This window comes from Pseudomonas nunensis (assembly GCF_024296925.1).
GTDB classification, from domain to species: domain Bacteria; phylum Pseudomonadota; class Gammaproteobacteria; order Pseudomonadales; family Pseudomonadaceae; genus Aquipseudomonas; species Aquipseudomonas nunensis.
Window position 1 is genome coordinate 3,684,041 of sequence record NZ_CP101125.1, and the last position, 21,694, is coordinate 3,705,734.

Here is a 21,694-nt window from a genome sequence, read left to right on the forward strand (position 1 = left end):
CTTTTTTATTGGATTGGTGGACAGGCAAAGACGAGCGGCTTTGCGCAAATGCGTTGCGGGGCCAAGGCGAACGTGGATCCTCTGTGGGAGCGGGCTTGCTCGCGAAAGCGGTGGGTCAGGCGACATCAATGCTGATGGTCCGGACGCCTTCGCGGGCAAGCCTCGCTCCTACAGGGGGACTGCGGCGAGCATTGATTGGGTGAACGACGCGGAAACACTGTGGGAGCGGGCTTGCTCGCGAAAGCGGTGGGTCGGGCGACATCAATGCTGATGGTCCGGACGCCTTCGCGGGCAAGCCTCGCTCCTACAGGGGGACTGCGGCGAGCATTTATTGAGTGAACGACACAGAACCATTGTGGGAGCGAGCTTGCTCGCGATAGCGGAGTGTCAGGCAACATCCATGCTGACTGTGCCGCCGCCTTCGCGGGCAAGCCTCGCTCCTACAGGGGGCGGCGGCGAGCATTGATTGGGTGAACGACGCGGAAACACTGTGGGAGCGGGCTTGCTCGCGAAAGCGGTGGGTCAGGCGACATCAATGCTGGATGTGCTGGCGTCTTCGCGAGCAAGCCCGCTCCCACAAGGGGATCGGGGGTTATGCATCACACCGTGCAACACTCACGACTGTCGAAATAATTCCCATCCCCGTCGTGCATCTGTTAAAACCCGTGCTTTCCCCTGTTCGACTGGACTGCTGCATGTTTTCTACCCTCATGAGCCGCTTGGGCCGGCGCTGGTTGCCGTTGTTGTGCATGGCGCTGTTGATCGTCGGTCTGCCGGTGGGTTGCGGGGTGCTCAAGTACAAAGAGCGCGAGTTGCTGTTTCGTATCGAGCCGGGCACGGCGGGCTGGTATCACGGTTTGCCGCAGGACGTTCAGGAGTTCGACATCAAGCCTGCCAGCTTCAAGGGCGGTCAAAACCTGCATGCCTGGTGGTGGCCGGCGGCGCGCCGCGATGCACCGTCGATTCTTTATCTGCACGGCGTGCGCTGGAACCTCACCGGCCAGGCGTTCCGCATCGAGCAAATGCGCGCCATGGGCTATTCGGTGCTGGCTATCGACTATCGCGGGTTTGGCCAAAGCAAAGGGGATCTGCCGTCGGAAGCCAGCGTCTACGAAGATGCGCGCGTCGCCTGGGAGCGTTTCACGTCGATGCAACCAGACCCGAACAAACGCCTGATCTACGGCCATTCGTTAGGCGGCGCGGTCGCTATCGACCTCGCGGCCGACCTGGCAACCCAGGCGAAAAAAGACCACGTCCCAGTACCGGTACGCGGGTTGGTGATCGAATCCACCTTCACCACACTGGGCGATGCCGTCGCGCAAGTGGCCGACAGCAACCTGCCAGTGAAATCACTGCCGGTGCGCTGGCTGCTGTCACAGAAATTCGATTCCATCGACAAGATCACCGACATCGACATGCCGTTGCTGGTGGTCCACGGTCTGGCGGATGCGTTCATGCCGTCGCGCTTCAGCCAGCAGCTGTTCAATGCCGCCAACGAGCCAAAGCGCCTGCTGCTGATTCCCGGTGGAACGCACAACAACAGCATGAGCCTGGGTGGCAGTCAGTATCGCCAAGCCATCGAAAACCTGATGAAAGCCAAGCCTGCCCAGGTCGCCGCGGTGAATCGCAGTTCGCCAGAGACGTAAGTTCTAGCGATAACCCCGGGCCTGCAAATCGAACAACTGCGCATAACGCCCACCCGCCGCCACCAGGCTGTCGTGATCGCCGCGCTCCAGAATCGTCCCTTGGTCCAGCACGATGATGTGGTCGGCGTTGCGCACACTGGAAAACCGGTGCGAGATCAGCAGGGTCATGCGGTCCTGGGTGTGCTGGCTGAAATGCTCGAACACCGCCGCTTCCGCTGCAGGGTCGAGGGCTGAAGTCGGTTCGTCGAGAATCAGGATGTCGGCGTCGCGGCGCATGTAGGCGCGGGACAACGCGATCTTCTGCCATTGCCCGCCGGACAACTCCTGACCACCGGCAAACCAGCGCCCCAGTTGCGTGGCATAACCACGATCCAGCCCTTCGATAAACGGTGCGGCCATGCCTTCGGCGGCCGCCGCTTTCCAACGTTGTTCATTGTCAAAAGCCAGGGTGTCGCCGACGCCAATGTTCTCGCCCACGGAGAACTGATAGCGAATGTAGTCCTGGAAAATTACGCCGATACGCCGGCGCAACGCATCTTCTTCCCAGCTATTCAGGTCACTGCCGTCCAGCAGAATTCGGCCCTGATCAGGGCGATAGAGCCGGGTCAGCAATTTGATCAGCGTGGTCTTGCCCGAACCGTTTTCTCCCACCAGCGCCACGCTGCGACCGGGCACCAAATGCAGGTCGATGCCTTCCAGCGCCGCGCGACTGGCCCCCGGATACTTAAACCCGACGTTCTCGAGCCGCAGCCCATCGCCGGGCACTGCGCCCACGATCAGGCTGCCGTTATCGCTCACCACCGGTTCGGCCAGATATTCGTAAAGGGCCGACAGGTACAAACCGTCCTCGTAAAGACCGCTGATCGCACTGAGACTACTGCTGACGGCGGTTTGCCCCTGCTTGAACAGCACCAGGTACATGGTCATCTGCCCGAGGCTGATATTGCCGTGCACGGTGTCCACCACCACCCACGCATACGCCAGGTAAAACGCCCCGGTGCCCAGCAACCCGAGCACAAAACCCCAGCCATCGCGGCGCAAGGTCAGGCGCCGGTCTTCGGCGTAAAGCCGGGCAAACGTGTCGCGATAACGCTTCAACAGCAACGGCGCAAAGCCGAACAGCTTGACCTCTTTGATGTAGGCCTCGTGGGACAGCAGCGTCTCGATGTAACTCTGCTGCCGACTCTCCGGCGCCCGACGGGTGAACAGCCGAAATGCATCCCCGGAAAAATGCGCCTCGGCAAAGAACACCGGCAACGCACCGACCACCAGCAACACCAGCGCCCACGGCGAAAAATGCACCAGCAGCACACCGAAACTGATCAGCACAATCAGGTTCTGGATCAACCCCAACGACTTCATCACCAACGCCAACGGCCGGGTCGAAGCCTCGCGCCGGACCCGCACCAACTTGTCGTAGAACTCGGAATTCTCGAACTGCACCAACGACAACGTCTGGGCCTTTTCCAGAATCATCGTGTTGACCTTCTGCCCCAACTGCACCCGCAACAGCGACTGCTGAACCGACAACGCCCGTTGCGTCCCGGACAACAACGCCAACACCCCCGCCTCGAACAACACATAACGCACCACCGGCCACAACGGCGCACTGCCCTGCTGCGCGTGTAATTGCATGGCGGTAACAACCGCGTCGACGATGCGCTGGCCGAGCCAGGCAGCGAGTGCCGGCAGCACACCCGCGATCAGGGTGGCCAGCACCAGGCCGAGGAATAATCCGCGAGACGTGCCCCAGACCAACAGCAAGGCGCGTCTCGCCTGGTCGAGCAGAGCGGCGAAACGGGTAAGGGTTGGCATGGGGCGATTGGCTCGGCAAGGACGGACGTTGATGAGCCATGGTACTTCAGCATAGCGATGAGAGGAGCTGCGAAAGAACTGTAACGTTTGTTCGCTTGACGCACGCACACGTGCGGCTGAGGATCGCCTGCCATTTAAGCTGCTATGCAAGGAGGCCAGAATTGATACCTGAATGGAATCCACAAGGACTTATTCCTCCAATCAATGAGCACAATCCAGCGGGGATGGACAGATCTCCCTACCAAGTTGATCTAGTAGCATTCGTGGAGCGCTTCGCTATCAACCTGGACCGGTGTGCTATTTTGGAAGGCTATCTCTCACACCGTTCTGAGCTTCATAGAATGGGCATGATTGAGGGTTTCCAATGGTTGGATGGCAGTTTCACAGAGAACATCGAGCTCTCTGATCAACGATCACCCCGAGATATTGATGTCGTTACCTTCACTTTTGAGGGAGACGAGTTCTACGATTGCTTACAGCCTGATCAACTAAGATTATTGGGAGCAACATGGGAGGATCAGTCCTTCATAAAAAATCAATTCAAAGTCGATTTTTATGTTCAATCTCTCAGTGATGCGCCAGAGCGCCTGGTAGAAATAACATCGTACTGGTACAGCATGTGGTCCCATCGAAGAACCAAGCAGTGGAAGGGTTTCCTGCGGGTTGATCTTGCCCCACGCCAGGATCAAGCAGCAATCGCCATGCTGAAGGCTCGTAAAAAGGAGCTCACTCATGAATAGGAATGAATATCTGCATAAATCAGCAGAACTTCTTTTCCTAGAGAAGCAGCTGGAAAAGCCTGGGCTCAGCAAGCTTTCTGCGATGTCCATTCGCTCTCGGATAGCTGAAGCAAAATCGTATCTGGAAACGAATAGTCAGGACACCTATCAGCCGGCCAAGGTCATTCTGACCTATCGTGGCGCGCCTGTTTGGGGAACGCACGGTGTTCTAGCCGAATTTGGCGCAGCTGCCACCCAGGCATTCAGCGAGGCTATTGCCACAATTGCTGCTTCTATCTCCGGCACCCTCGCCGACAAAGGACCTATCCCAAACCGTTCGAGTAATCAGTTGCTCATAACAGGGACCGCTTTGGGCTCTTTTGGATTCGAGCTGGAAGAAGTGCCCGCGCAAACGCAACTTGAGATTGAGGGCACAACCTCAGTGTCACTGGCGATAGATTTGATGGCGGAATTGCTGGAAGCAACGACTAAAAGTGACGAAGAGTTATCCGAGCCTGTTTCACGGCTTGCCGATAGAGCGATATCCAGCGTTTCTGATTTTTTGGGAAAGCTTTCCAGCTACGATGCTTCTTGCTCGCTGACCACCCGCACCAGGCAATTTCAGTTTACCGATAGCGAACAGGTTCGACGCAGCAAGGCCCGACTGAACCTGGATAACATTCAGGAAACCGTAGAGACGTTCACGGGTGAATTTATTGGAGCACTTCCAGACAAGCGCTCGTTCGAATTTAAAACTGCCGATGGATTGGTGATTTATGGAAGCATCGCACGAGAACTCCCTAACCCCAATGCTGTGAATCTGCACCTCTATAAAACCTATGACGTCACATTGAGCACCAAGCGAATCGGCTCCAGCAAACCCCGCTATATTCTGCATCGATTTCCTTGGACTGATTAATTCAGAGACTCGGTTATCCGAGTACAAACAGCCCACCCTGTCATACGAAAAAGTGGGCTGTTTCTCGAAGTCGCAGATAAAACCTCATCTGCGCAGGTTTTAGAGTTGATCTGAATCGGGCCCATTCGCGGCCCTTTCCTGAAACCGCGCCCGATACCGCCCCGGGCTCTCCCCCGTCCATTTCTTGAACGCCCGGTGAAACGCACTCGCTTCCTGAAACCCCAGTTGCTCGGCAATATCGCCCACGCTCGCCTTGCCATGGCGCAACTGCTCAAACGCCACCCCACGACGCACTTCGTCCTTGATCTCCTGATACGAGCAACCTTCGCGCTCCAGTTTGCGGCGGAAGGTGCTGGGGCTCAGGTGTTGTTCGAGGGCGAAGGCCTGCAGGGTTGGCCATTGGCTGTAATGGCTGTTGCGCAGGCGTTGGTGAACCTGGGATGCGAGGCCGTGTTGATTGCGGAAGCGGATCACCAGCCATTGCGGCGCGGTGCGCAGGAATACTTTGAGTGACGCCAGGTCTTGCACCACGGGCAGGCGCAGGTAATGGCTGGCGAACTCGATTTCGGTGCGTTCAGTGCCGAAGGTCAGGTTGGGGCCCCAGAGCAGTCGGTCGTCGCTGAGGGAGACGCGGCCGTGGCGAAAATCTGCGCGATCGATGGGGATGCGTCGTCCGCCGAGCCAGCACAACAGGCTGATCATCAGCACCATGAAGGTTTCTTCGCCCAGGCAACTGACGTCGTTGTCGGTCGAGCGGGTTTGCAGGCTGATGACTGCACGCTTGCCACGCACGGTCAGCGTGCCGCGAAAGTCGCTGAGGAACAGGGCGAAGTAGGCCAGGCATTGGCGCATGGCTTTGTGCAGGTCGGGTTCCTGGATCAGCGCCCGGCAAATCAAAGCGAAACTGCCGAGTGGCATGCCGTGGCTGTCGAGGCCGAAGAACTCGTCGTTGAGCTCGCGTATCTGCAGCAACCACAGCGCGGCAAAAGCGTTGGCCGGAACGCGGGCCGTGGGCTGGTCGAGCAACGCCGGGTCGATATTGGCCTGCTCCAGCACGGCCGCCAGACGCTGCGGATTGTCCTCCAGCCGATGGATCATCGCCCGCACGAAGTAGGCTGCCACTGAATCCTTTTCCCGCATGTGAACGCTTTTCTCCCCATCGCCCGAATGGCAAAAAACACCACTGCCGTTGAACAGTTGCGGCATAGGACAAGCGCCCTGCCGCCTCTAGACTCGCGCCATAGTACGCCTTCGGCTGTTCTGGCGGCCAAGGTATCGAAGGGTTTGATCGCAAGGATTTCAAGCATGCATCTGCAACACATCGGCGTGATTGGCGCGGGCACCATGGGCAACGGGATTGCGCAGGTCTGCGCGGTGGCCGGCTTCAACGTGACCTTGATCGATATCAGCGAGAGCGCCCTGCAAAAAGCCCTCGCGACCGTCGGCAAGAACCTTGATCGGCAAGTCGCCAAAGCGACGTTGAGTGAAGAGCAGAAGCTTGCCGCCCTCGACAAGATCCGCACCAGCACCGACTACAGCAGCCTGCACAGCGTGCAACTGGTGATCGAAGCCGCCACCGAAAACCTCGACCTGAAACTGCGAGTGCTGCAACAGATCGCCGCGCAGGTCAGCGCCGAGTGTGTGATTGCGTCCAACACTTCATCGCTGTCGATTACCCAACTCGCCGCCAGCGTAAGCCAGCCCGAGCGTTTCATCGGCCTGCACTTCTTCAACCCGGTGCCGGTGATGGGGCTGATCGAAGTGATTCGCGGCCTGCAAACCAGCGACGCGACCCACGCACTGGCGCTGGACATGACCACCACCCTGGGCAAAACCGCGATCACTGCCGGCAACCGTCCGGGTTTCGTGGTGAACCGGATTCTGGTGCCGATGATCAACGAAGCAATCCTGGTGCTACAGGAAGGCCTGGCCACGGCAGACGACATCGACGCCGGCATGCGCCTGGGCTGCAACCAGCCGATCGGTCCGCTGGCGTTGGCCGATCTGATTGGCCTGGACACGGTGCTGGCGATCCTCGAAGCGTTCTACGACGGCTTCAACGACAGCAAATATCGCCCGGCGCCGCTGCTCAAGGAAATGGTCGCCGCCGGCTACCTGGGACGCAAAACGGGGCGCGGCTTCCATGCCTATGCCTGAGCGTTGTTCGCGCTTCGCCGAGTACCGGGACAAAGTGCTGGAGCTGTTCGCCAGCAAGGGTTTCGGCCAGGTCGGCATGCGCGAACTCGCCACCTGCCTGGGGCTCGCCCCGGGCTCGTTGTATCACCACTACCCGAGCAAGCAGCACTTGCTGGCGGACTTGATTGAAGAGTTCTACGAAGAGCTGCTGGCGACGCTTGGGCGCATCGAGAAAAAGACCAAACGCGACTTGTTGCCAAGGCTGATTCAGGCGCACCTGAACCTGCACCGGGAAATGCCCTGGCATTTTCGTCTGGCGGAGCGGGACAGCGGTTGTTTGAATGACGATCAGCAGGCGCGGGTCCGGCAGTTGCGCGAGCAATACGAACGCACGCTAATGCAAATGCTCGGCAGCAAATCCCGGCTCGGTGACCCGGCTCAGTCAGCCGTCGGTCACGCAATCGCCAACTTGCTCAACAGCGCACCAGGCTGGCTGACCCAGCATCCATTGGCCGATGCCGAGCGTGATGAATTGCTGGAAAACCTGGTGAGCGGCGCCGTCGAGCGCTTGCTGCGTCCCTCGGCCCCGCGAGCGGTTGCCTGAGGCCCGCACCTTCACGGCATAATGGCGCCCCCTCAAAACACCAAAAGGATTTCGTGTGTTCTCGCGCCTCAATACCCTGTGGACAGGGCTGTTCTACGCCATGAGCTGGCTCGTTGTACTCGTCTTGATGTTGCACTACGCCTTCTACGATTGGTTGTTGATCACACCGATTGATGTTGGCGGCACGTTTATGGGCGGCGGCATGGCCACGCAGCTGTATCTGATGGGCTGGACCGTGGCCACGCTGGGCCTGATCGTCGCCGTGCTGTTACGCCTGCCCGGCGCCCTCTACGGCTGGATCGGCGCCGGCCTGGTGCCGTTGGGCATCGGTGCCTGGTGGCAACTGAACTACCCGGACAATGGGGAAGAAGTGATCTACAGCACCAGCCCCCACGAGATCGGCACCGTGATGCTGATCGGCGTAATGTTGCTGGGCAGCGGACTCTACGTGCGCGCCAAACGCAAACGCTGGGCGCTGGACCGGGAGTTCATGTCGGTGCAATTCATTGTCGCCATGATGCTTGCCGCATTCTTCATTGGCGTGCCCATGGCGATTTACAAGCAGCAAAACCTGCCCCACTGCGCCTTCAGCAAGGAAGGTCAGCAATTGACGGTGTGCCTGGGCGATGACGACAACGAAAGCGTCATCGTCGATTGATCGGGCAATAAGCCGCGCCTTGTCTATAGAAAAAACGTCTGAACAATCCCGGCAAAAGTTGCCCTCTAACGCTTTGCTATTTGAGGTCAAACCCCATTGAAGCTGGCGGCCGCCGTGGCCTCCAGCCAGACTCGGTTACCGGGAGTACAACATGAAAATCAATCCCTACCTGATCTTCAACGGCGACTGCAAAGCCGCGTTCACTTACTACGCCAAGGCCCTGCCCGGCACCATCGACGCCATGATGACCTTCGGCGAAACCCCGGCCAAGGATCACGTACAGGCTGACTATCACAACCTGATCATCCACACCCGCCTGTCGGTGGGCGACCAGGCAATCATGGGTTCGGACACCACACCCGACCGCCCGACCGATGACATGAGCGGCTTCTCGATTTCGCTCAACGTCGACAGCATCGCCGAAGCTGAGCGTGTTTTTGCCGCACTGGCGGATGGCGGCACGGTGCAGATGCCGCTGGAAGCGACGTTCTGGGCGGCGCGATTTGGAATGTTGGTGGACAGGTTTGGCGTGGCGTGGATGGTGAATTGCGAGAAGGATCAATAAACAGAAAATCTCCACCGTCAAAGATTGGGCTGTCTGGCTGACGCAGATTGACGAGTACCTGTGGCGAGGGAGCTTGCTCCCGCTGGACTGCGTAGCTGTCCCAAATTTTTGTGAGCGCTACGCACTCAAGCGGGAGCAAGCTCCCTCGCCACAGGTTCCGTGTTCAACCGGGCCTTGTGGCAACTCCCTGCCCGTCTGCTACCTTCAACACGCCGTCCCCCGTCGCGTCAACGGAGTTCCAATGAATCATCTGCTGATCGCACTGATCGTGTTCACCTGCCTGTTCGGCAGTGCGTTGGTGGGCTCGTATGTGCGGCAGCGCTTGCCCTCGCATCACCTGAGCGATGATTCCGTCGCCGTGCTGAAACTGGCCACCGGACTGATCGCGACCATGTCGGCGCTGGTGCTAGGCCTGCTGGTTTCGTCGGCAAAAGGCACGTTCGAAACCACCAACGCGCAACTGGAGAGCGCGGCGGCCAAGGTCGTCGAGTTTGACCGGGTGCTGGCGCGTTATGGCCCTGACACTCAACCGATCCGCACGCAACTCAAACACAACTACGCCGAAATCGTGCAGGTCCTCGCCTCCCGGGAGCCGTCCCGCCTGGCTCTGCTCGACAGCCCCGAAGCGATCAAACGCTCCGAAGCGCTGCAACAACAGGTCGCCGAGCTGTCCCCGACCACAGACTACCAACAAGCGCTCAAGGCTTCGGCCCTCCAGACGATGAATGCCGTGTTCGCTGCCCGCTGGCTGACCATGTTGCAGGCCAACCAGTCTATCCCGCCGGTGATGCTGGTGATCCTCATCACCTGGCTGTCGATTATCTTTGGCTCATTCGGCTTGTTCGCTCCGCGCAATGGCACGATTGTGGTGGTGTTGCTGCTGTGCGCCGCGTCGACAGCGGCGACGATTTTGCTGGTTGAAGAGCTGAATCGACCGCTGGACGGGTTGATCAGTGTGTCGCTGGAGCCGATGGTGCACACCATGGACCGGTTGGGGCAATAACCGTCCTGTGGCGAGGGAGCTTGCTCCCGCTTGAGTGCGCAGCGCTCACAAGATTTTGGGGCCGCTTCGCAGCCCAGCGGGAGTAAGCTCCCTCGCCACATTGAGATCCTGTTACGCCATCGACTGCACCACGCACTGCTCACCCAACGCATCCATCCGCGGCCGACCAAACAGATACCCCTGCCCCCACTCGCTGCCGCACCCAGTCGCCAACGCACGATCCGCTTCGGATTCGATCCCCTCGATAATCACGCACGGCGCCAGGGTTTTGCACAGTTGCACCAAGTGGCCAAGGGTCTGGGCGTTGTTGGTTTCCAGGCGCGCGCGTTGCAGGTAGCCCTGATCGATCTTGACGATATCGGGGCGGGTCTGGCGGATGAATTCCAGGGTGCCGAGGCCTGCGCCGAAGTCGTCGATGGCCACCCGGCAACCTAGCTCGCGCAGGCACAGGACGAACTCGATGGCGGCCGAGATGCTCGGCGGTGTGGCGCTTTCGGTGATTTCGATCACCAGTCGCGCCGCCACCGAAGGCGCGTCACGCAATTGCGCGAGGATGTCTCGCCAATGACCATCGACGATCGCACTTTGCGCGGAGATGTTGCAGCCCAGGCGCAGGTGTTCGTTTTGCTGCAAGCGCTCGATCACGCTGTGCACCACGCTGCGGTCGAGCTCGCGCATCAGTTGGTGTTTCTCCAGCATGGCGAAGGGATAGACGCCCTCGCCCTGGGCATCGATGTGGCGCAACAACCCTTCCTGATACAGCACCCGACTGCTGTCAGGCAACCAGACCACCGGTTGAAACGCCAACACCAACCGGCCCTGTGCCAACTCTCGATAAAAGCTTCTGACTCTGTGCATGTCATATCCGTAGACAAAGCGGCGGCCGGCCGCGGTTGAGCGTTGACTGCCGGCCATAATCGACGCTCACCCCGCCCTCAGGAAGTGTTCCGGGATACCTTTCGCTTGTCCTTGGAAACCTGCAGATACCGTTTATCGACTGCGATCATTTGTTTATTGCGATCATGCGCCGGCTTGCGCGACATCACTTAGCCATCACCGCGGGAAAGACTATGCACAGAATGACCAGCGCCAGTTTTCAGGTGCTTGCCGACGTCCTGACTGACGGTGGGGCCAACGTTGATGCCTTGCTCAAACAATTCGACAGCAGCGAAGAGGTCTTTGCGAACCCCAAGGGTGTCGGGCTGGAGTTGGTCTATCAGGTGATGGCGGAAGCGGCCAAGCGCACCGGCAACCCGGACATCGGCCTGCTGGCGTATACCCGGGCGCACCCGGCGAATCTGGAGGTGTTGGGTTACGCGGTGATGTCATGTGCAACTCTGGGCACGGCATTGCAACGGCTGGTGGACTATCACTCACTGATCTGCAATGGCTTTTATATGTGCCTGGACCACAAGCCCCGGGCGCTGAAGCTGATCGGTTTCGACATCAGCATCGAGCCGTCGCTGACGCCCCGGCCCTTTATCGACGCGGGCGCTGCGCAAACCCTGGGGCTGGTTCATTGGCTGTTGCCCAAGCACAAACCGCATCCGCTGGCGGCAACGTTCACCTACCCGGAACCCGCTGACACCTCCCGACTGGAACGATTGCTGGGCAGCAACCTGATGTTCGGCGCGGCGTATAACAGCCTGACGTTCAGCAAGGACGATTGCTCGATTGCCCTGCCCACCGCCGACCCGGCGCTGGATGTGCTGCACGTCGAATACGCGCGCGCACGCTTGAACGTGCTGCTCAATGGCTCGATGACCGCGCGGGTACGGCGGGTGTTGTCCGAGCGCCTGGCCCAGGGCGTGCCCAGTGATCTGGACAAGATCGCCCAGGTGGTCGGCGTCAGTGCGCGCAGTTTGCAAAGGCGTTTGAGCAATGAAGACATGCACTTCTCGGCGTTGCAGGATGAAGCGCGGTTGATGCTGGCGCATAACTTTTTGCGCAACTCGGCGCGCAGCGTGAAGTACATCGGCGCGTTGCTCGGGTTTCGGGATCAGAGCAGTTTTCACAAGGCGTGTATTCGCTGGTTCGGGATGACGCCGGGGCGGTATCGGCAGGCTTCCTGATTCGCCATCCCACCACTGAACCCCTTGTGGGAGCGGGCTTGCTCGCGAAAGCAGTGTGTCAGGCGGCATAGATGTCGACTGACATAGCCACTTCGCGAGCAAGCCCGCTCCCACAGGGTTCCGTGTTTCTTCCGAACTTACCCCCGCCACTTGTCGCCTCCCCCCACCACAATCTCCTTTGTGGGTCTTGCGCAACCAGTATTATGGTATACCATCATACGCACAGACAGTTTTTAACCTGATAGGAGCCGCCCATGAGTTTCGAAATCCGCAAGATCGTCAGCTACGTCGAAGAAATCTTTATCGAAGGCGGCAAGGCCACCGACACCCCGGTGACGATGGTGGGCCTGGCGGTGGTGATGAAAAACCCATGGCTGGGCCGTGGTTTTGTCGACGACTTGAAGCCGGAAATCCGCGCCAATTGCTCCGACCTCGGTGCGCTGATGGTGGAACGCCTGGTGAAGATCATCGGCGGCGCGCAAAAGATCGAAGCGTATGGCAAAGCGGCGGTAGTCGGTGCCGACGGTGAAATCGAACACGCCTCAGCGGTGATCCACACCCTGCGCTTCGGCAATCACTATCGCGAAGCGGTCAAGGCCAAGAGCTACCTGAGCTTTACCAACAAACGCGGCGGCCCGGGCACGTCGATCCAGATTCCTATGATGCACAAGGACGACGAAGGCCTGCGTTCACACTACATCACCCTGGAAATGAAGATCGAAGACGCACCTCGCGCCGACGAAATCGTGGTGGTGCTGGGCTGCGCCGACGGCGGTCGCCTGCACCCTCGCATCGGCAATCGCTACATCGACCTGGAAGAACTGGCCGCCGAAAAAGCCCAGTGATCCGGCCGGTGCAACGCCAATAATAAAAGCATGCAGGAGCGCTCCATGATTCGGCTCACCGCTGAACGCACCCCGGCTGGCACCAGTTACCTGGCGACCGGCCAAGGCCAGCCTGTGGTTTTGATCCACGGCGTGGGCCTGAATAAAGAAATGTGGGGCGGCCAAGTCGTTGGCCTGGCCACAAAGTACCGCGTGATCACTTACGACATGCTCGGTCACGGCGCCAGCCCACGCCCGCGAAGTGGCACCGACCTGCTCGGTTATGCCGACCAGTTGCTGGAGTTGCTAGATCATCTGCAAGTGCCCCAGGCGACCGTGATCGGATTCTCCATGGGCGGGCTGGTGGCGCGGGCGTTTGCCTTGCATTACCCGCAACGTTTGCAAGGCCTGGTAGTGCTCAACAGCGTGTTCAACCGCAGCGAAGAGCAGCGCGCCGGGGTCATCGCCCGCACCGCTCAAGCCGCCGAACACGGGCCGGATGCCAATGCCGAGGCGGCGCTGTCGCGCTGGTTCAGCCGTGAGTATCAGGCAGCCAACCCGGCGCAGATCGCAGCCCTGCGCCAGACCCTGGCCGACAATGATCCGCAAGGCTACCTGACCACTTATGAACTGTTCGCGACTCAGGACATGTACCGCGCCGAAGATCTGAGCGGTATTCAGGTGCCGACGCTGGTCGCCACCGGCGAACTCGATCCGGGCTCAACGCCGCAAATGGCCGAGCAACTGGCCGAACGCATTCCCGGCGCGCGGGTTGCCGTACTCGCTGAGCAGCGGCATATGATGCCGGTAGAGTCGCCGCGCCTGGTCAACCAGTTATTGCTGGAGTTTCTCGACACCGCGCACGCCCAACAAAAACCTATAAAGGGGATCGTTGCATGACACTCGCACGCTTCCAGATGTGCATCGGCGGTGAATGGGTCGATGCCCTGTCCGGCAAGACTTTTCAAAGCCTGAACCCGGCGCTGGCCCAGCCTTGGGCGGAACTGCCCGATGCGGATGAAGCGGACGTCGAACGCGCCGTGCAAGCCGCGCAGACCGCGTTCGACGGCAAGGCCTGGCGCGGTTTGACCGCCACTGCCAGGGGCAAATTGCTCCGCCGCTTGGGCGACCTGATCGCTGAAAACAAAGAGCAACTGGCGCAACTGGAAAGCCGCGACAACGGCAAGTTGATCCGCGAAACCCGTGGTCAGGTCAGCTATCTGCCGGAGTTTTTCCACTACACCGCCGGCCTCGCCGACAAGCTTGAAGGCGGCACCCTGCCCCTCGATAAACCCGACCTGTTCGCCTACACCGTGCACGAAGCCATGGGCGTGGTCGCGGCGATCATTCCCTGGAACAGCCCGCTTTACCTGACGGCGATCAAACTCGCGCCGGCCCTGGCGGCGGGCAATACCATCGTGATCAAACCGTCCGAACACGCGTCAGCGACCGTCCTCGAATTGGCGCGACTGGCCCTGGAAGCGGGCATTCCGCCGGGCGTGGTCAACGTGGTCACCGGTTACGGCCCGAGCACCGGCGCCGCCCTGACCCGCCATCCGCTGGTGCGCAAAATCGCCTTTACCGGTGGTGCCGCCACGGCGCGGCATGTGGTTCGCAGCAGCGCCGAGAACTTCGCCAAGCTGTCCCTGGAACTGGGCGGAAAATCGCCGAACATTATCTTTGCCGACGCCGACCTCGATAGCGCAATCAACGGCGCCATCGCCGGGATCTATGCGGCGTCGGGGCAGAGTTGCGTGTCCGGTTCGCGGTTGTTGGTGCAGGACGAAATCTATGATGAATTCGTCGAGCGCCTGGTGGAGCGGGCCAAGCGCATCCGCATCGGCAACCCGCAGGACGACGCCAGCGAAATGGGCCCGATGGCCACCGCGCAGCAACTCGCTGTAGTGGAAGGTCTGGTCGCCGACGCGATTGCCGAAGGTGCGCGTTTGAAGCTCGGCGGCAAGCGGCCGCAGAATCTCGGCGACGGCTGGTTCTACGAGCCGACGCTGTTCGAATGCGACAGCAACACGATGAAGATCATGCAGGAAGAAGTCTTCGGCCCGGTGGCCTCGGTGATCCGCTTCAAGGACGAAGCCGAAGCGCTGGCGATCGCCAACGACTCACAGTTCGGCCTAGCCGCCGGCATCTGGACCCGCGACCTGGGCCGCGCCCATCGCCTGGCCCGGGACGTGCGCTCGGGGATCATCTGGGTCAACACCTACCGCGCCGTATCGGCCATGGCGCCGATTGGCGGGTTCAAGAACAGTGGCTATGGACGCGAAAGCGGCATCGATTCGGTGCTGGCCTACACCGAGCTGAAAACGGTGTGGATCAACCTCTCCCAGGCACCCATGCCTGACCCGTTTGTGATGCGCTAGGAGTCTTGCGAAATGATCGAACCCGGCATTTATAAAGAAGTCATGAGCTCCTTCCCTTCCGGCGTGACCGTGGTGACGACGCTGGACCCGGACGACGGCATCGTCGGCATCACCGCCAGTGCCTTCAGTGCGCTGTCGATCGACCCTGCGCTGGTGTTGTTCTGCCCCAACTATGCTTCCGACACCTACCCGGTACTGCGTGACAGCAAGCAGTTTGCGATTCATTTGCTGTCCGCCGACCAGACCGCCGAGGCCTATGCGTTTGCCGGTAAAGGCAAGGACAAGGCCAATGGCATCGACTGGCATTTGAGCGAACTGGGCAACCCATTGCTGCGCAAGGCCACGGCGATTATCGAGTGTGAGTTGTGGCGCGAATACGACGGCGGCGACCACGCGATCATTGTCGGGCTGGTGAAGAACCTGATCCTGCCCGAGCAACCGGTGACGCCGATGATTTATCACAAGGGCAAGCTCGGTCCGCTGCCTGCGCTGGCCTGACGGGCTTACACGAACCCCGTAGGAGCTGCCGCAGGCTGCGATCTTTTGATGTTGGCTTTTAAAAGATCGCAGCCTCGTTGCACTCGACAGCTCCTACAGGGGATATGTGGCGAGAGGATGATCATGAACAACGAAAAATACGAAAAAGGCCTGAAAATCCGCACTCAGGTGTTGGGCGAAGCCTATGTGCAGCGCTCCATCGACAACGCCGATGACTTCAACCGGCCCTTGCAGGAAATGGTCACCGAGTATTGCTGGGGCCATGTCTGGGGCCGGGAGGGTTTGTCGCTTCAGGAACGCAGCATGATAAACCTGGCCATGATCTCGGCCCTCAACCGGCCGCACGAACTCAAGCTGCATGTGCGCGGCGCCTTGCGTAACGGCCTGAGTCGTGAGCAAATACGCGAAATTCTGCTTCAGGTCGGCATATATTGCGGTGTGCCCGCAGCCGTGGACAGTTTCCGGCTCGCCCGTGAAGCCTTCGCCGAAGCCGATGCCGAGGCCTCAAGTTAACCCTTGGCTGTTTGATCTGACCGAGCACGCAGATTCCCGTAATCGAAGTGCTCTTTTGCATGGACAGCCACACTCAGAGCGGACCCCATGAAACGCCTGCCACTCGACGACAGCTTCAAGGTCAATCGCAACCCCATTACCCTGCGCGAAATCGTGCTGGATAAACTGCGAAGCGCCATCATGAACTTCCAGCTCATGCCGGGTGACCGCCTGGTGGAACGCGATCTGTGCGATCGCCTGGGCGTCAGCCGCACGTCGGTCCGTGAAGCCTTGCGCCACTTGGAATCCGAAGGCCTGGTGGAATTCGCCGATGCCAAGGGCCCACGGGTCGCGATCATTACCCTGTCCGACGCCGGCGACATCTATGAGCTGCGTTGCGTGCTCGAAGGCCTGATCGTCCAGCTGTTCACCCTGCGTGCCAAGGCCAAGGACATCAAGGCCCTGGAAAAAGCCCTCGAGGTCAACCGCCAGGCCCTCAAGGACGGCGAGTTGCAACAGGTGATCGATTCGGTCCAGGGCTTCTACGACGTGCTGCTGGAAGGCTCGGGCAACCATGTCGCAGCCACTCAGTTACGTCAGTTGCAGGCACGGATCAGCTACTTGCGTGCGACTTCGGTGTCCCAGGAAAACCGTCGCGGCGCCAGTAATCAGGAAATGGAACGCATGGTCGAGGCGATCAAAAGCGGCGACCCGTTGGCGGCCCATCAGGCGTGCGTCGACCACGTGCGTTCCGCCGCCAAGGTGGCCATGGATTACCTCAAGAGCAAGCAGGAAGAGACCGGTGAAATCCCGGAAATCACCCTGCCGATCGCGCTCAAAGAACCGCGCATAGGTCGCTGAAATGTTCAGCCCGAGCTTTTGCCCAAAGTGCGGCGGCAGTGACCTCAAGTCACAGCTGCCGCCGGGTGATACGCACGAGCGCCTGATGTGCCGCGGCTGCGGCTACATCCACTACATCAATCCGAAAATCATCGCTGGCTGCATCATTGAGCAGGATGGCAAGTACCTGCTGTGCCAACGCGCGATCCCGCCGCGTCCGGGCACCTGGACCTTGCCGGCGGGATTCATGGAAGGTGGCGAAACCACCGAGCAGGCAGCGCTGCGGGAAGTCTGGGAAGAGAGCGGCGTGCGCGCGGAAATCCTCTCGCCCTACTCGATCTTCAGCGTGCCGAAGATCAGCGAGGTGTACATCATCTTCCGCGCCATCGCGCTGGAGATCACCGACCAGTACGGCCCGGAAACCCTGGACTACAAATTCTTCGCGCCCGAGGACATTCCTTGGGACAGCATCTACTACCCGGCGATCCGGCAGATCCTCGAACGCTATATCGAGGAACGCCAGGCCGGGGTCTACGGCATCTACATCGGCAACGATGACAGCGGCAGGATTCACTTTATCCGCTAGCGCCGCCCACCGCTTTTGCAGGAGCAAGGCTTGCTCGCGATGGCGTCCTTGAAATCGCCTTCGCGAGCAAGCTTCGCTCCTACAGGGGTTCTGTGTGATTCACACAATCCGCGTCTCACCCGATCTTCTGTAGGAGCAAAACTTGCCCGCGATGGCGTCCTCGAAATCGCCTTCGCGGGCAAGCCTCGCTCCTACAGGTTCTGTGCCGCTTGTCAGGCCGGCGCCACGCCGTCCACGATGATGATATCGGCCAGCGCCACGCCCGCGCGGTGCCCTTTCGCCTCCTGATACTGCTCGGAGTGGTAGCACGCCACCGCTTGCTCATACGAGTCGAACTCAATCACCACGTTACGTTGCGCCGCAGGCCGACCTTCCAGCGCTTCACTGCGCCCGCCCCTGGCCAAAAACCGTCCGCCGTACAACGCAAACGCCGCCGGAGCGCGCTGGGTGTACTGCGTGTATTGATCGGGGTCGGTGACTTCTACATGAGCAATCCAATACGCCTTCATAGTGACCTCTCGGTTTATTTTGTATTATGGTATACCACACTATCCATCCCCCAGACATCGAGAATCCAGCATGGCCTTCAACAGCATCGAAGACATCATCGACGATTATCGCCAAGGCAAAATGGTGATCCTGGTCGATGACGAAGACCGGGAAAACGAAGGTGACCTGCTGCTGGCCGCCGATTGTTGCACCGCCGAAGCTATCAGCTTCATGGCCCGCGAAGCACGTGGGCTGATCTGCCTGACCTTGACCGATGAGCACTGCCAGCGCTTGGGCCTGGAGCAAATGGTGCCGACGAATGCCAGCGTGTTCAGCACCGCGTTTACCGTGTCCATCGAAGCAGCGACCGGTGTGACCACGGGCATCTCCGCCGCTGATCGGGCGCGCACTGTGGCGGCGGCCGTTGCCCCCGATGCCGGCCCCGCCGACATTGTGCAACCTGGCCATATCTTCCCGTTGCGCGCCAAGGAAGGTGGCGTGCTGACCCGCGCCGGACATACCGAAGCCGGTTGCGACCTGGCGCGCCTGGCCGGCCTCACCCCCGCTTCCGTTATCGTCGAAGTGATGAACGACGACGGCACCATGGCCCGCCGCCCGGACCTCGAAGTCTTCGCCCGCACACACGGGATCAAGATCGGCACCATCGCCGACCTGATCCACTACCGCCTCAGCACCGAACACACGGTGCTGCGCATCGGCGAGCGGGAACTGCCGACGGTGCATGGCGTCTTCCGCCTGATTACCTTCGAAGACCGGATCGAAGGCGGCGTGCACATGGCAATGGTCATGGGCGATGTGCGCCGGGACGAACCTACGCTGGTGCGCGTGCATGTCATCGATCCGCTGCGGGATCTGGTCGGCGCGCAATACAGCGGGCCGTCGAACTGGACGTTGTGGGCGGCGCTGGAACGTGTGGCCGCTGAAGGTTGCGGTGTGGTGGTGGTGCTGGCCAATCACGAGTCGTCGCAAGCGCTGCTGGAACGGGTGCCGCAGCTGACGCAGCCGCCGCGCCAGTTCAGCCGTTCGCAGTCGCGGATCTATTCTGAAGTGGGCACCGGAGCGCAGATTCTGCAGGACCTGGGCGTGGGCAAACTGCGTCACCTCGGCCCGCCGCTGAAGTACGCCGGGTTGACCGGATACGACCTGGAAGTGGTGGAAAGCATTCCGTTTACCCAATGATCTGGAAGCTCTACCCATACTTGTAGGAGCGAGGCTTGCCCGCGAAAGCGCCCTTGAGATCGCCTTCGCGGGCAAGCCTCGCTCCTACAAAAAAGCGGCTCAGCGCCGTGAAAAACCCAAATTTGGCAGATAGCCGGTACGGCAAAGTGCTTGCACAAAGTTTGGAATACCATAATATGATATTCCATAGACCGGACAGTCGTAATTGACCCGACGGACCTACTGCTCCCGATAGGGGCATTCAAAAGCCCCACTCATAAACACAACAATGAGGGCGTGAAAATGGTGTTGAACAAAGGTGCCACCGCAATCCTGTTTGCGGGTTTGTTGGCCACAGCCAGCCACGCGGCCATGGCGGCGGAAAGCGTCAACTTCGTCAGTTGGGGCGGCAGCACCCAGGATGCGCAGAAGCAGGCCTGGGCCGATCCGTTCAGCAAGGCCAGCGGCATCACCGTCGTCCAGGATGGCCCGACCGACTACGGCAAACTCAAAGCCATGGTCGAAAGCGGCAACGTGCAGTGGGACGTGGTCGATGTCGAAGCCGATTTCGCCCTGCGCGCCGCCGCCGAAGGCTTGCTCGAACCCCTCGATTTCTCAGTCATCCAGCGCGATAAAATCGACCCACGGTTTGTCTCCGATCACGGCGTCGGCTCGTTCTTCTTCTCCTTCGTCCTCGGCTACAACGAAGGCAAGCTCGGCGCCAGCAAACCTCAGGACTGGTCCGCGCTGTTCGACACCAAGACCTATCCCGGCAAACGTGCCCTCTACAAATGGCCAAGCCCAGGCGTGCTAGAACTGGCCCTGCTCGCCGATGGCGTAGCCGCCGACAAGCTCTACCCGCTGGACCTGGACCGCGCCTTCAAAAAACTCGACACCATCAAGAAAGACATCGTCTGGTGGGGCGGCGGCGCGCAGTCGCAACAGCTGCTCGCCTCCGGTGAAGCCAGCATGGGCCAGTTCTGGAACGGCCGGATCCACGCTTTGCAGGAAGACGGCGCACCGGTCGGTGTGAGCTGGAAACAGAACCTGGTCATGGCCGACATTCTGGTTGTACCAAAAGGCACGAAAAACAAAGCCGCCGCCATGAAGTTCCTGGCCAACGCCAGCAGCGCCAAAGGCCAGGCTGACTTTTCCAACCTGACCGCCTATGCACCGGTCAACGTCGACAGCGTGGCGCGCCTGGACTCAGTGCTGGCCCCGAACCTGCCGACTGCCTACGCTAAGGATCAGATCACTCTTGATTTCGCGTACTGGGCCAAAAACGGTCCGGCCATCGCGACACGGTGGAACGAATGGCTGGTCAAATGAAAATGACGGCGGCGTCCCGTCCCTCCACACCGATCGGGAGCGCCACTGGCGCTGCCGGTTCGGTTCCCGGCAAGGCGCCTGCGATGCAGCCATCCCCTTCCCTGGCCCAGCGCTGGCGCGGCTCGAGCAACCTGATCCCCGCCCTGCTGTTCCTCGGTTTGTTCTTCCTCGCGCCGCTGATTGGTTTGCTGCTGCGCGGCGTGCTTGAACCGACGCCGGGCCTGGGCAACTACCAACAACTGTTCGCCAACTCGGCTTACGCCCGGGTCTTGCTCAACACCTTTTCGGTGGCTGGGCTGGTGACCGTGTTCAGCCTGCTGCTCGGCTTTCCATTGGCCTGGGCGATCACCCTGGTGCCCAAAGGCTGGGGTCGCTGGATCCTGAGCATCGTGCTGCTGTCGATGTGGACCAGTCTGCTGGCGCGGACCTATTCCTGGCTGGTGCTGTTGCAGGCCTCCGGGGTGATCAACAAGGCGTTGATGGCCATGGGCATCATCGATCAGCCGCTGGAGATGGTGCACAACCTGACCGGCGTGGTGATCGGCATGAGTTACATCATGATCCCGTTCATCGTCCTGCCGTTGCAGGCGACCATGCAGGCCATCGACCCGATGATCCTGCAGGCCGGCTCGATCTGTGGCGCCAGTCCCTGGACCAACTTCTTCCGGGTGTTCCTGCCGCTGTGCCGGCCGGGGTTGTTCTCCGGTGGCCTGATGGTGTTCGTGATGTCGCTCGGGTACTACGTCACCCCGGCGTTGCTGGGCGGGGCGCAGAACATGATGCTGCCCGAATTCATCATTCAGCAGGTGCAGTCGTTCCTTAACTGGGGCCTGGCCAGCGCCGGTGCCGCGTTGCTGATCGTGATTACCCTGGTGTTGTTCTACTTCTACCTGAAGCTTCAGCCGGAATCCCCGGTTGGCGCCAGCAACGCGAGGTAAGCCG

General features: G+C 60.2%; 23 protein-coding genes. 19 read left to right on the top strand and 4 right to left on the bottom strand.

Annotation, left to right across the window (positions count from 1 at the left end; translation table 11 throughout):
* Positions 1 to 695: 695 nt before the first annotated feature.
* A complete protein-coding gene (locus tag NK667_RS15865; protein WP_054615394.1) occupies positions 696 to 1,646 on the top strand; it encodes an alpha/beta hydrolase in 951 nt (316 codons plus the stop codon).
* 3 nt (positions 1,647 to 1,649) lie between these two features.
* On the opposite strand, the gene NK667_RS15870 is transcribed toward NK667_RS15865, so the two are convergent.
* The gene (locus NK667_RS15870) at positions 1,650 to 3,461 is read right to left on the bottom strand and encodes an ABC transporter ATP-binding protein (RefSeq protein ID WP_054615395.1); all 1,812 of its coding nucleotides are present in this window, start codon (positions 3,459 to 3,461) and stop codon (positions 1,650 to 1,652) included.
* A gap of 161 nt (positions 3,462 to 3,622) precedes the next feature.
* Between NK667_RS15870 and NK667_RS15875 the strand changes: the two genes are divergently transcribed.
* Both NK667_RS15875 and NK667_RS15880 read left to right on the top strand, forming a co-directional pair.
* Positions 3,623 to 4,201: a DUF6932 family protein gene (locus tag NK667_RS15875; RefSeq protein WP_063869678.1), complete on the top strand. Its 579-nt coding sequence runs from the start codon at positions 3,623 to 3,625 to the stop codon at positions 4,199 to 4,201.
* Positions 4,194 to 5,099 (top strand): hypothetical protein, encoded by a 906-nt coding sequence (locus tag NK667_RS15880; protein WP_054615396.1) that lies wholly within the window; start codon positions 4,194 to 4,196, stop codon positions 5,097 to 5,099. The genes NK667_RS15875 and NK667_RS15880 overlap by 8 nt, the downstream gene beginning before the upstream one ends.
* 99 nt (positions 5,100 to 5,198) lie before the next feature.
* On the opposite strand, the gene NK667_RS15885 is transcribed toward NK667_RS15880, so the two are convergent.
* Entirely contained in the window at positions 5,199 to 6,239 is a 1,041-nt protein-coding gene (locus NK667_RS15885; protein WP_054616285.1) for an AraC family transcriptional regulator, read from the bottom strand.
* A 165-nt stretch (positions 6,240 to 6,404) separates the two neighbouring features.
* On the opposite strand from NK667_RS15885, the gene NK667_RS15890 reads away from it, so the two are divergent.
* The 5 genes from NK667_RS15890 to NK667_RS15910 all read left to right on the top strand — a co-directional run bounded on the left by NK667_RS15890 (position 6,405) and on the right by NK667_RS15910 (position 10,065).
* The gene (locus NK667_RS15890; RefSeq protein ID WP_054615397.1) at positions 6,405 to 7,256 is read left to right on the top strand and encodes a 3-hydroxybutyryl-CoA dehydrogenase; all 852 of its coding nucleotides are present in this window, start codon (positions 6,405 to 6,407) and stop codon (positions 7,254 to 7,256) included.
* Positions 7,243 to 7,839, top strand: coding sequence for a TetR/AcrR family transcriptional regulator (locus tag NK667_RS15895; protein ID WP_054615398.1), 597 nt, complete (start codon positions 7,243 to 7,245; stop codon positions 7,837 to 7,839). Before NK667_RS15890 ends, NK667_RS15895 begins: the two co-directional genes overlap by 14 nt.
* A 55-nt stretch (positions 7,840 to 7,894) precedes the next feature.
* Positions 7,895 to 8,497, top strand: a complete 603-nt coding sequence (locus NK667_RS15900) for a hypothetical protein (RefSeq protein ID WP_177331442.1) — start codon at positions 7,895 to 7,897, stop codon at positions 8,495 to 8,497.
* A gap of 151 nt (positions 8,498 to 8,648) precedes the next feature.
* Positions 8,649 to 9,062 (top strand): VOC family protein, encoded by a 414-nt coding sequence (locus tag NK667_RS15905; protein ID WP_054048973.1) that lies wholly within the window; start codon positions 8,649 to 8,651, stop codon positions 9,060 to 9,062.
* Between the two features lie 241 nt (positions 9,063 to 9,303).
* Entirely contained in the window at positions 9,304 to 10,065 is a 762-nt protein-coding gene (locus tag NK667_RS15910; protein ID WP_054615399.1) for a bestrophin-like domain, read from the top strand.
* Between the two features lie 111 nt (positions 10,066 to 10,176).
* Here the strand turns inward: NK667_RS15910 and NK667_RS15915 are convergent, their stop codons facing one another.
* The gene (locus NK667_RS15915) at positions 10,177 to 10,923 is read right to left on the bottom strand and encodes an EAL domain-containing protein (RefSeq protein WP_054616286.1); all 747 of its coding nucleotides are present in this window, start codon (positions 10,921 to 10,923) and stop codon (positions 10,177 to 10,179) included.
* Positions 10,924 to 11,135: 212 nt separating this feature from the next.
* Between NK667_RS15915 and NK667_RS15920 the strand changes: the two genes are divergently transcribed.
* The 8 genes from NK667_RS15920 to NK667_RS15955 all read left to right on the top strand — a co-directional run bounded on the left by NK667_RS15920 (position 11,136) and on the right by NK667_RS15955 (position 17,755).
* A complete protein-coding gene (locus NK667_RS15920) occupies positions 11,136 to 12,137 on the top strand; it encodes an AraC family transcriptional regulator (protein WP_054615400.1) in 1,002 nt (333 codons plus the stop codon).
* 254 nt (positions 12,138 to 12,391) lie between these two features.
* The gene (locus NK667_RS15925) at positions 12,392 to 12,982 is read left to right on the top strand and encodes an amino acid synthesis family protein (RefSeq protein ID WP_054615401.1); all 591 of its coding nucleotides are present in this window, start codon (positions 12,392 to 12,394) and stop codon (positions 12,980 to 12,982) included.
* Between the two features lie 45 nt (positions 12,983 to 13,027).
* A complete protein-coding gene (locus NK667_RS15930) occupies positions 13,028 to 13,861 on the top strand; it encodes an alpha/beta fold hydrolase (RefSeq protein ID WP_054615402.1) in 834 nt (277 codons plus the stop codon).
* Complete coding sequence (locus NK667_RS15935; RefSeq protein ID WP_054048981.1) at positions 13,858 to 15,339, top strand: aldehyde dehydrogenase; 1,482 nt, start codon at positions 13,858 to 13,860, stop codon at positions 15,337 to 15,339. Before NK667_RS15930 ends, NK667_RS15935 begins: the two co-directional genes overlap by 4 nt.
* Positions 15,340 to 15,351: 12 nt before the next feature.
* On the top strand, positions 15,352 to 15,837 hold the full coding sequence (locus NK667_RS15940; protein ID WP_054615403.1) for a flavin reductase family protein: 486 nt from the start codon (positions 15,352 to 15,354) through the stop codon (positions 15,835 to 15,837).
* 123 nt (positions 15,838 to 15,960) lie between these two features.
* Positions 15,961 to 16,350, top strand: a complete 390-nt coding sequence (locus tag NK667_RS15945) for a carboxymuconolactone decarboxylase family protein (RefSeq protein ID WP_054049012.1) — start codon at positions 15,961 to 15,963, stop codon at positions 16,348 to 16,350.
* An 87-nt stretch (positions 16,351 to 16,437) separates the two neighbouring features.
* Positions 16,438 to 17,190, top strand: coding sequence for a GntR family transcriptional regulator (locus NK667_RS15950; RefSeq protein ID WP_054615404.1), 753 nt, complete (start codon positions 16,438 to 16,440; stop codon positions 17,188 to 17,190).
* A 1-nt stretch (position 17,191) separates the two neighbouring features.
* Positions 17,192 to 17,755, top strand: coding sequence for an NUDIX hydrolase (locus NK667_RS15955; RefSeq protein WP_054615405.1), 564 nt, complete (start codon positions 17,192 to 17,194; stop codon positions 17,753 to 17,755).
* A gap of 212 nt (positions 17,756 to 17,967) precedes the next feature.
* Here the strand turns inward: NK667_RS15955 and NK667_RS15960 are convergent, their stop codons facing one another.
* Positions 17,968 to 18,264 (bottom strand): DUF1330 domain-containing protein, encoded by a 297-nt coding sequence (locus NK667_RS15960; protein WP_054615406.1) that lies wholly within the window; start codon positions 18,262 to 18,264, stop codon positions 17,968 to 17,970.
* Between the two features lie 70 nt (positions 18,265 to 18,334).
* Between NK667_RS15960 and ribBA the strand changes: the two genes are divergently transcribed.
* The 3 genes from ribBA to NK667_RS15975 all read left to right on the top strand — a co-directional run bounded on the left by ribBA (position 18,335) and on the right by NK667_RS15975 (position 21,690).
* The gene (gene ribBA, locus NK667_RS15965) at positions 18,335 to 19,444 is read left to right on the top strand and encodes a bifunctional 3,4-dihydroxy-2-butanone-4-phosphate synthase/GTP cyclohydrolase II (RefSeq protein WP_054053122.1); all 1,110 of its coding nucleotides are present in this window, start codon (positions 18,335 to 18,337) and stop codon (positions 19,442 to 19,444) included.
* Positions 19,445 to 19,726: 282 nt separating this feature from the next.
* Entirely contained in the window at positions 19,727 to 20,752 is a 1,026-nt protein-coding gene (locus tag NK667_RS15970; RefSeq protein WP_054615407.1) for an ABC transporter substrate-binding protein, read from the top strand.
* Positions 20,749 to 21,690, top strand: a complete 942-nt coding sequence (locus NK667_RS15975) for an ABC transporter permease (protein WP_054053117.1) — start codon at positions 20,749 to 20,751, stop codon at positions 21,688 to 21,690. Before NK667_RS15970 ends, NK667_RS15975 begins: the two co-directional genes overlap by 4 nt.
* Positions 21,691 to 21,694 lie beyond the last annotated feature (4 nt).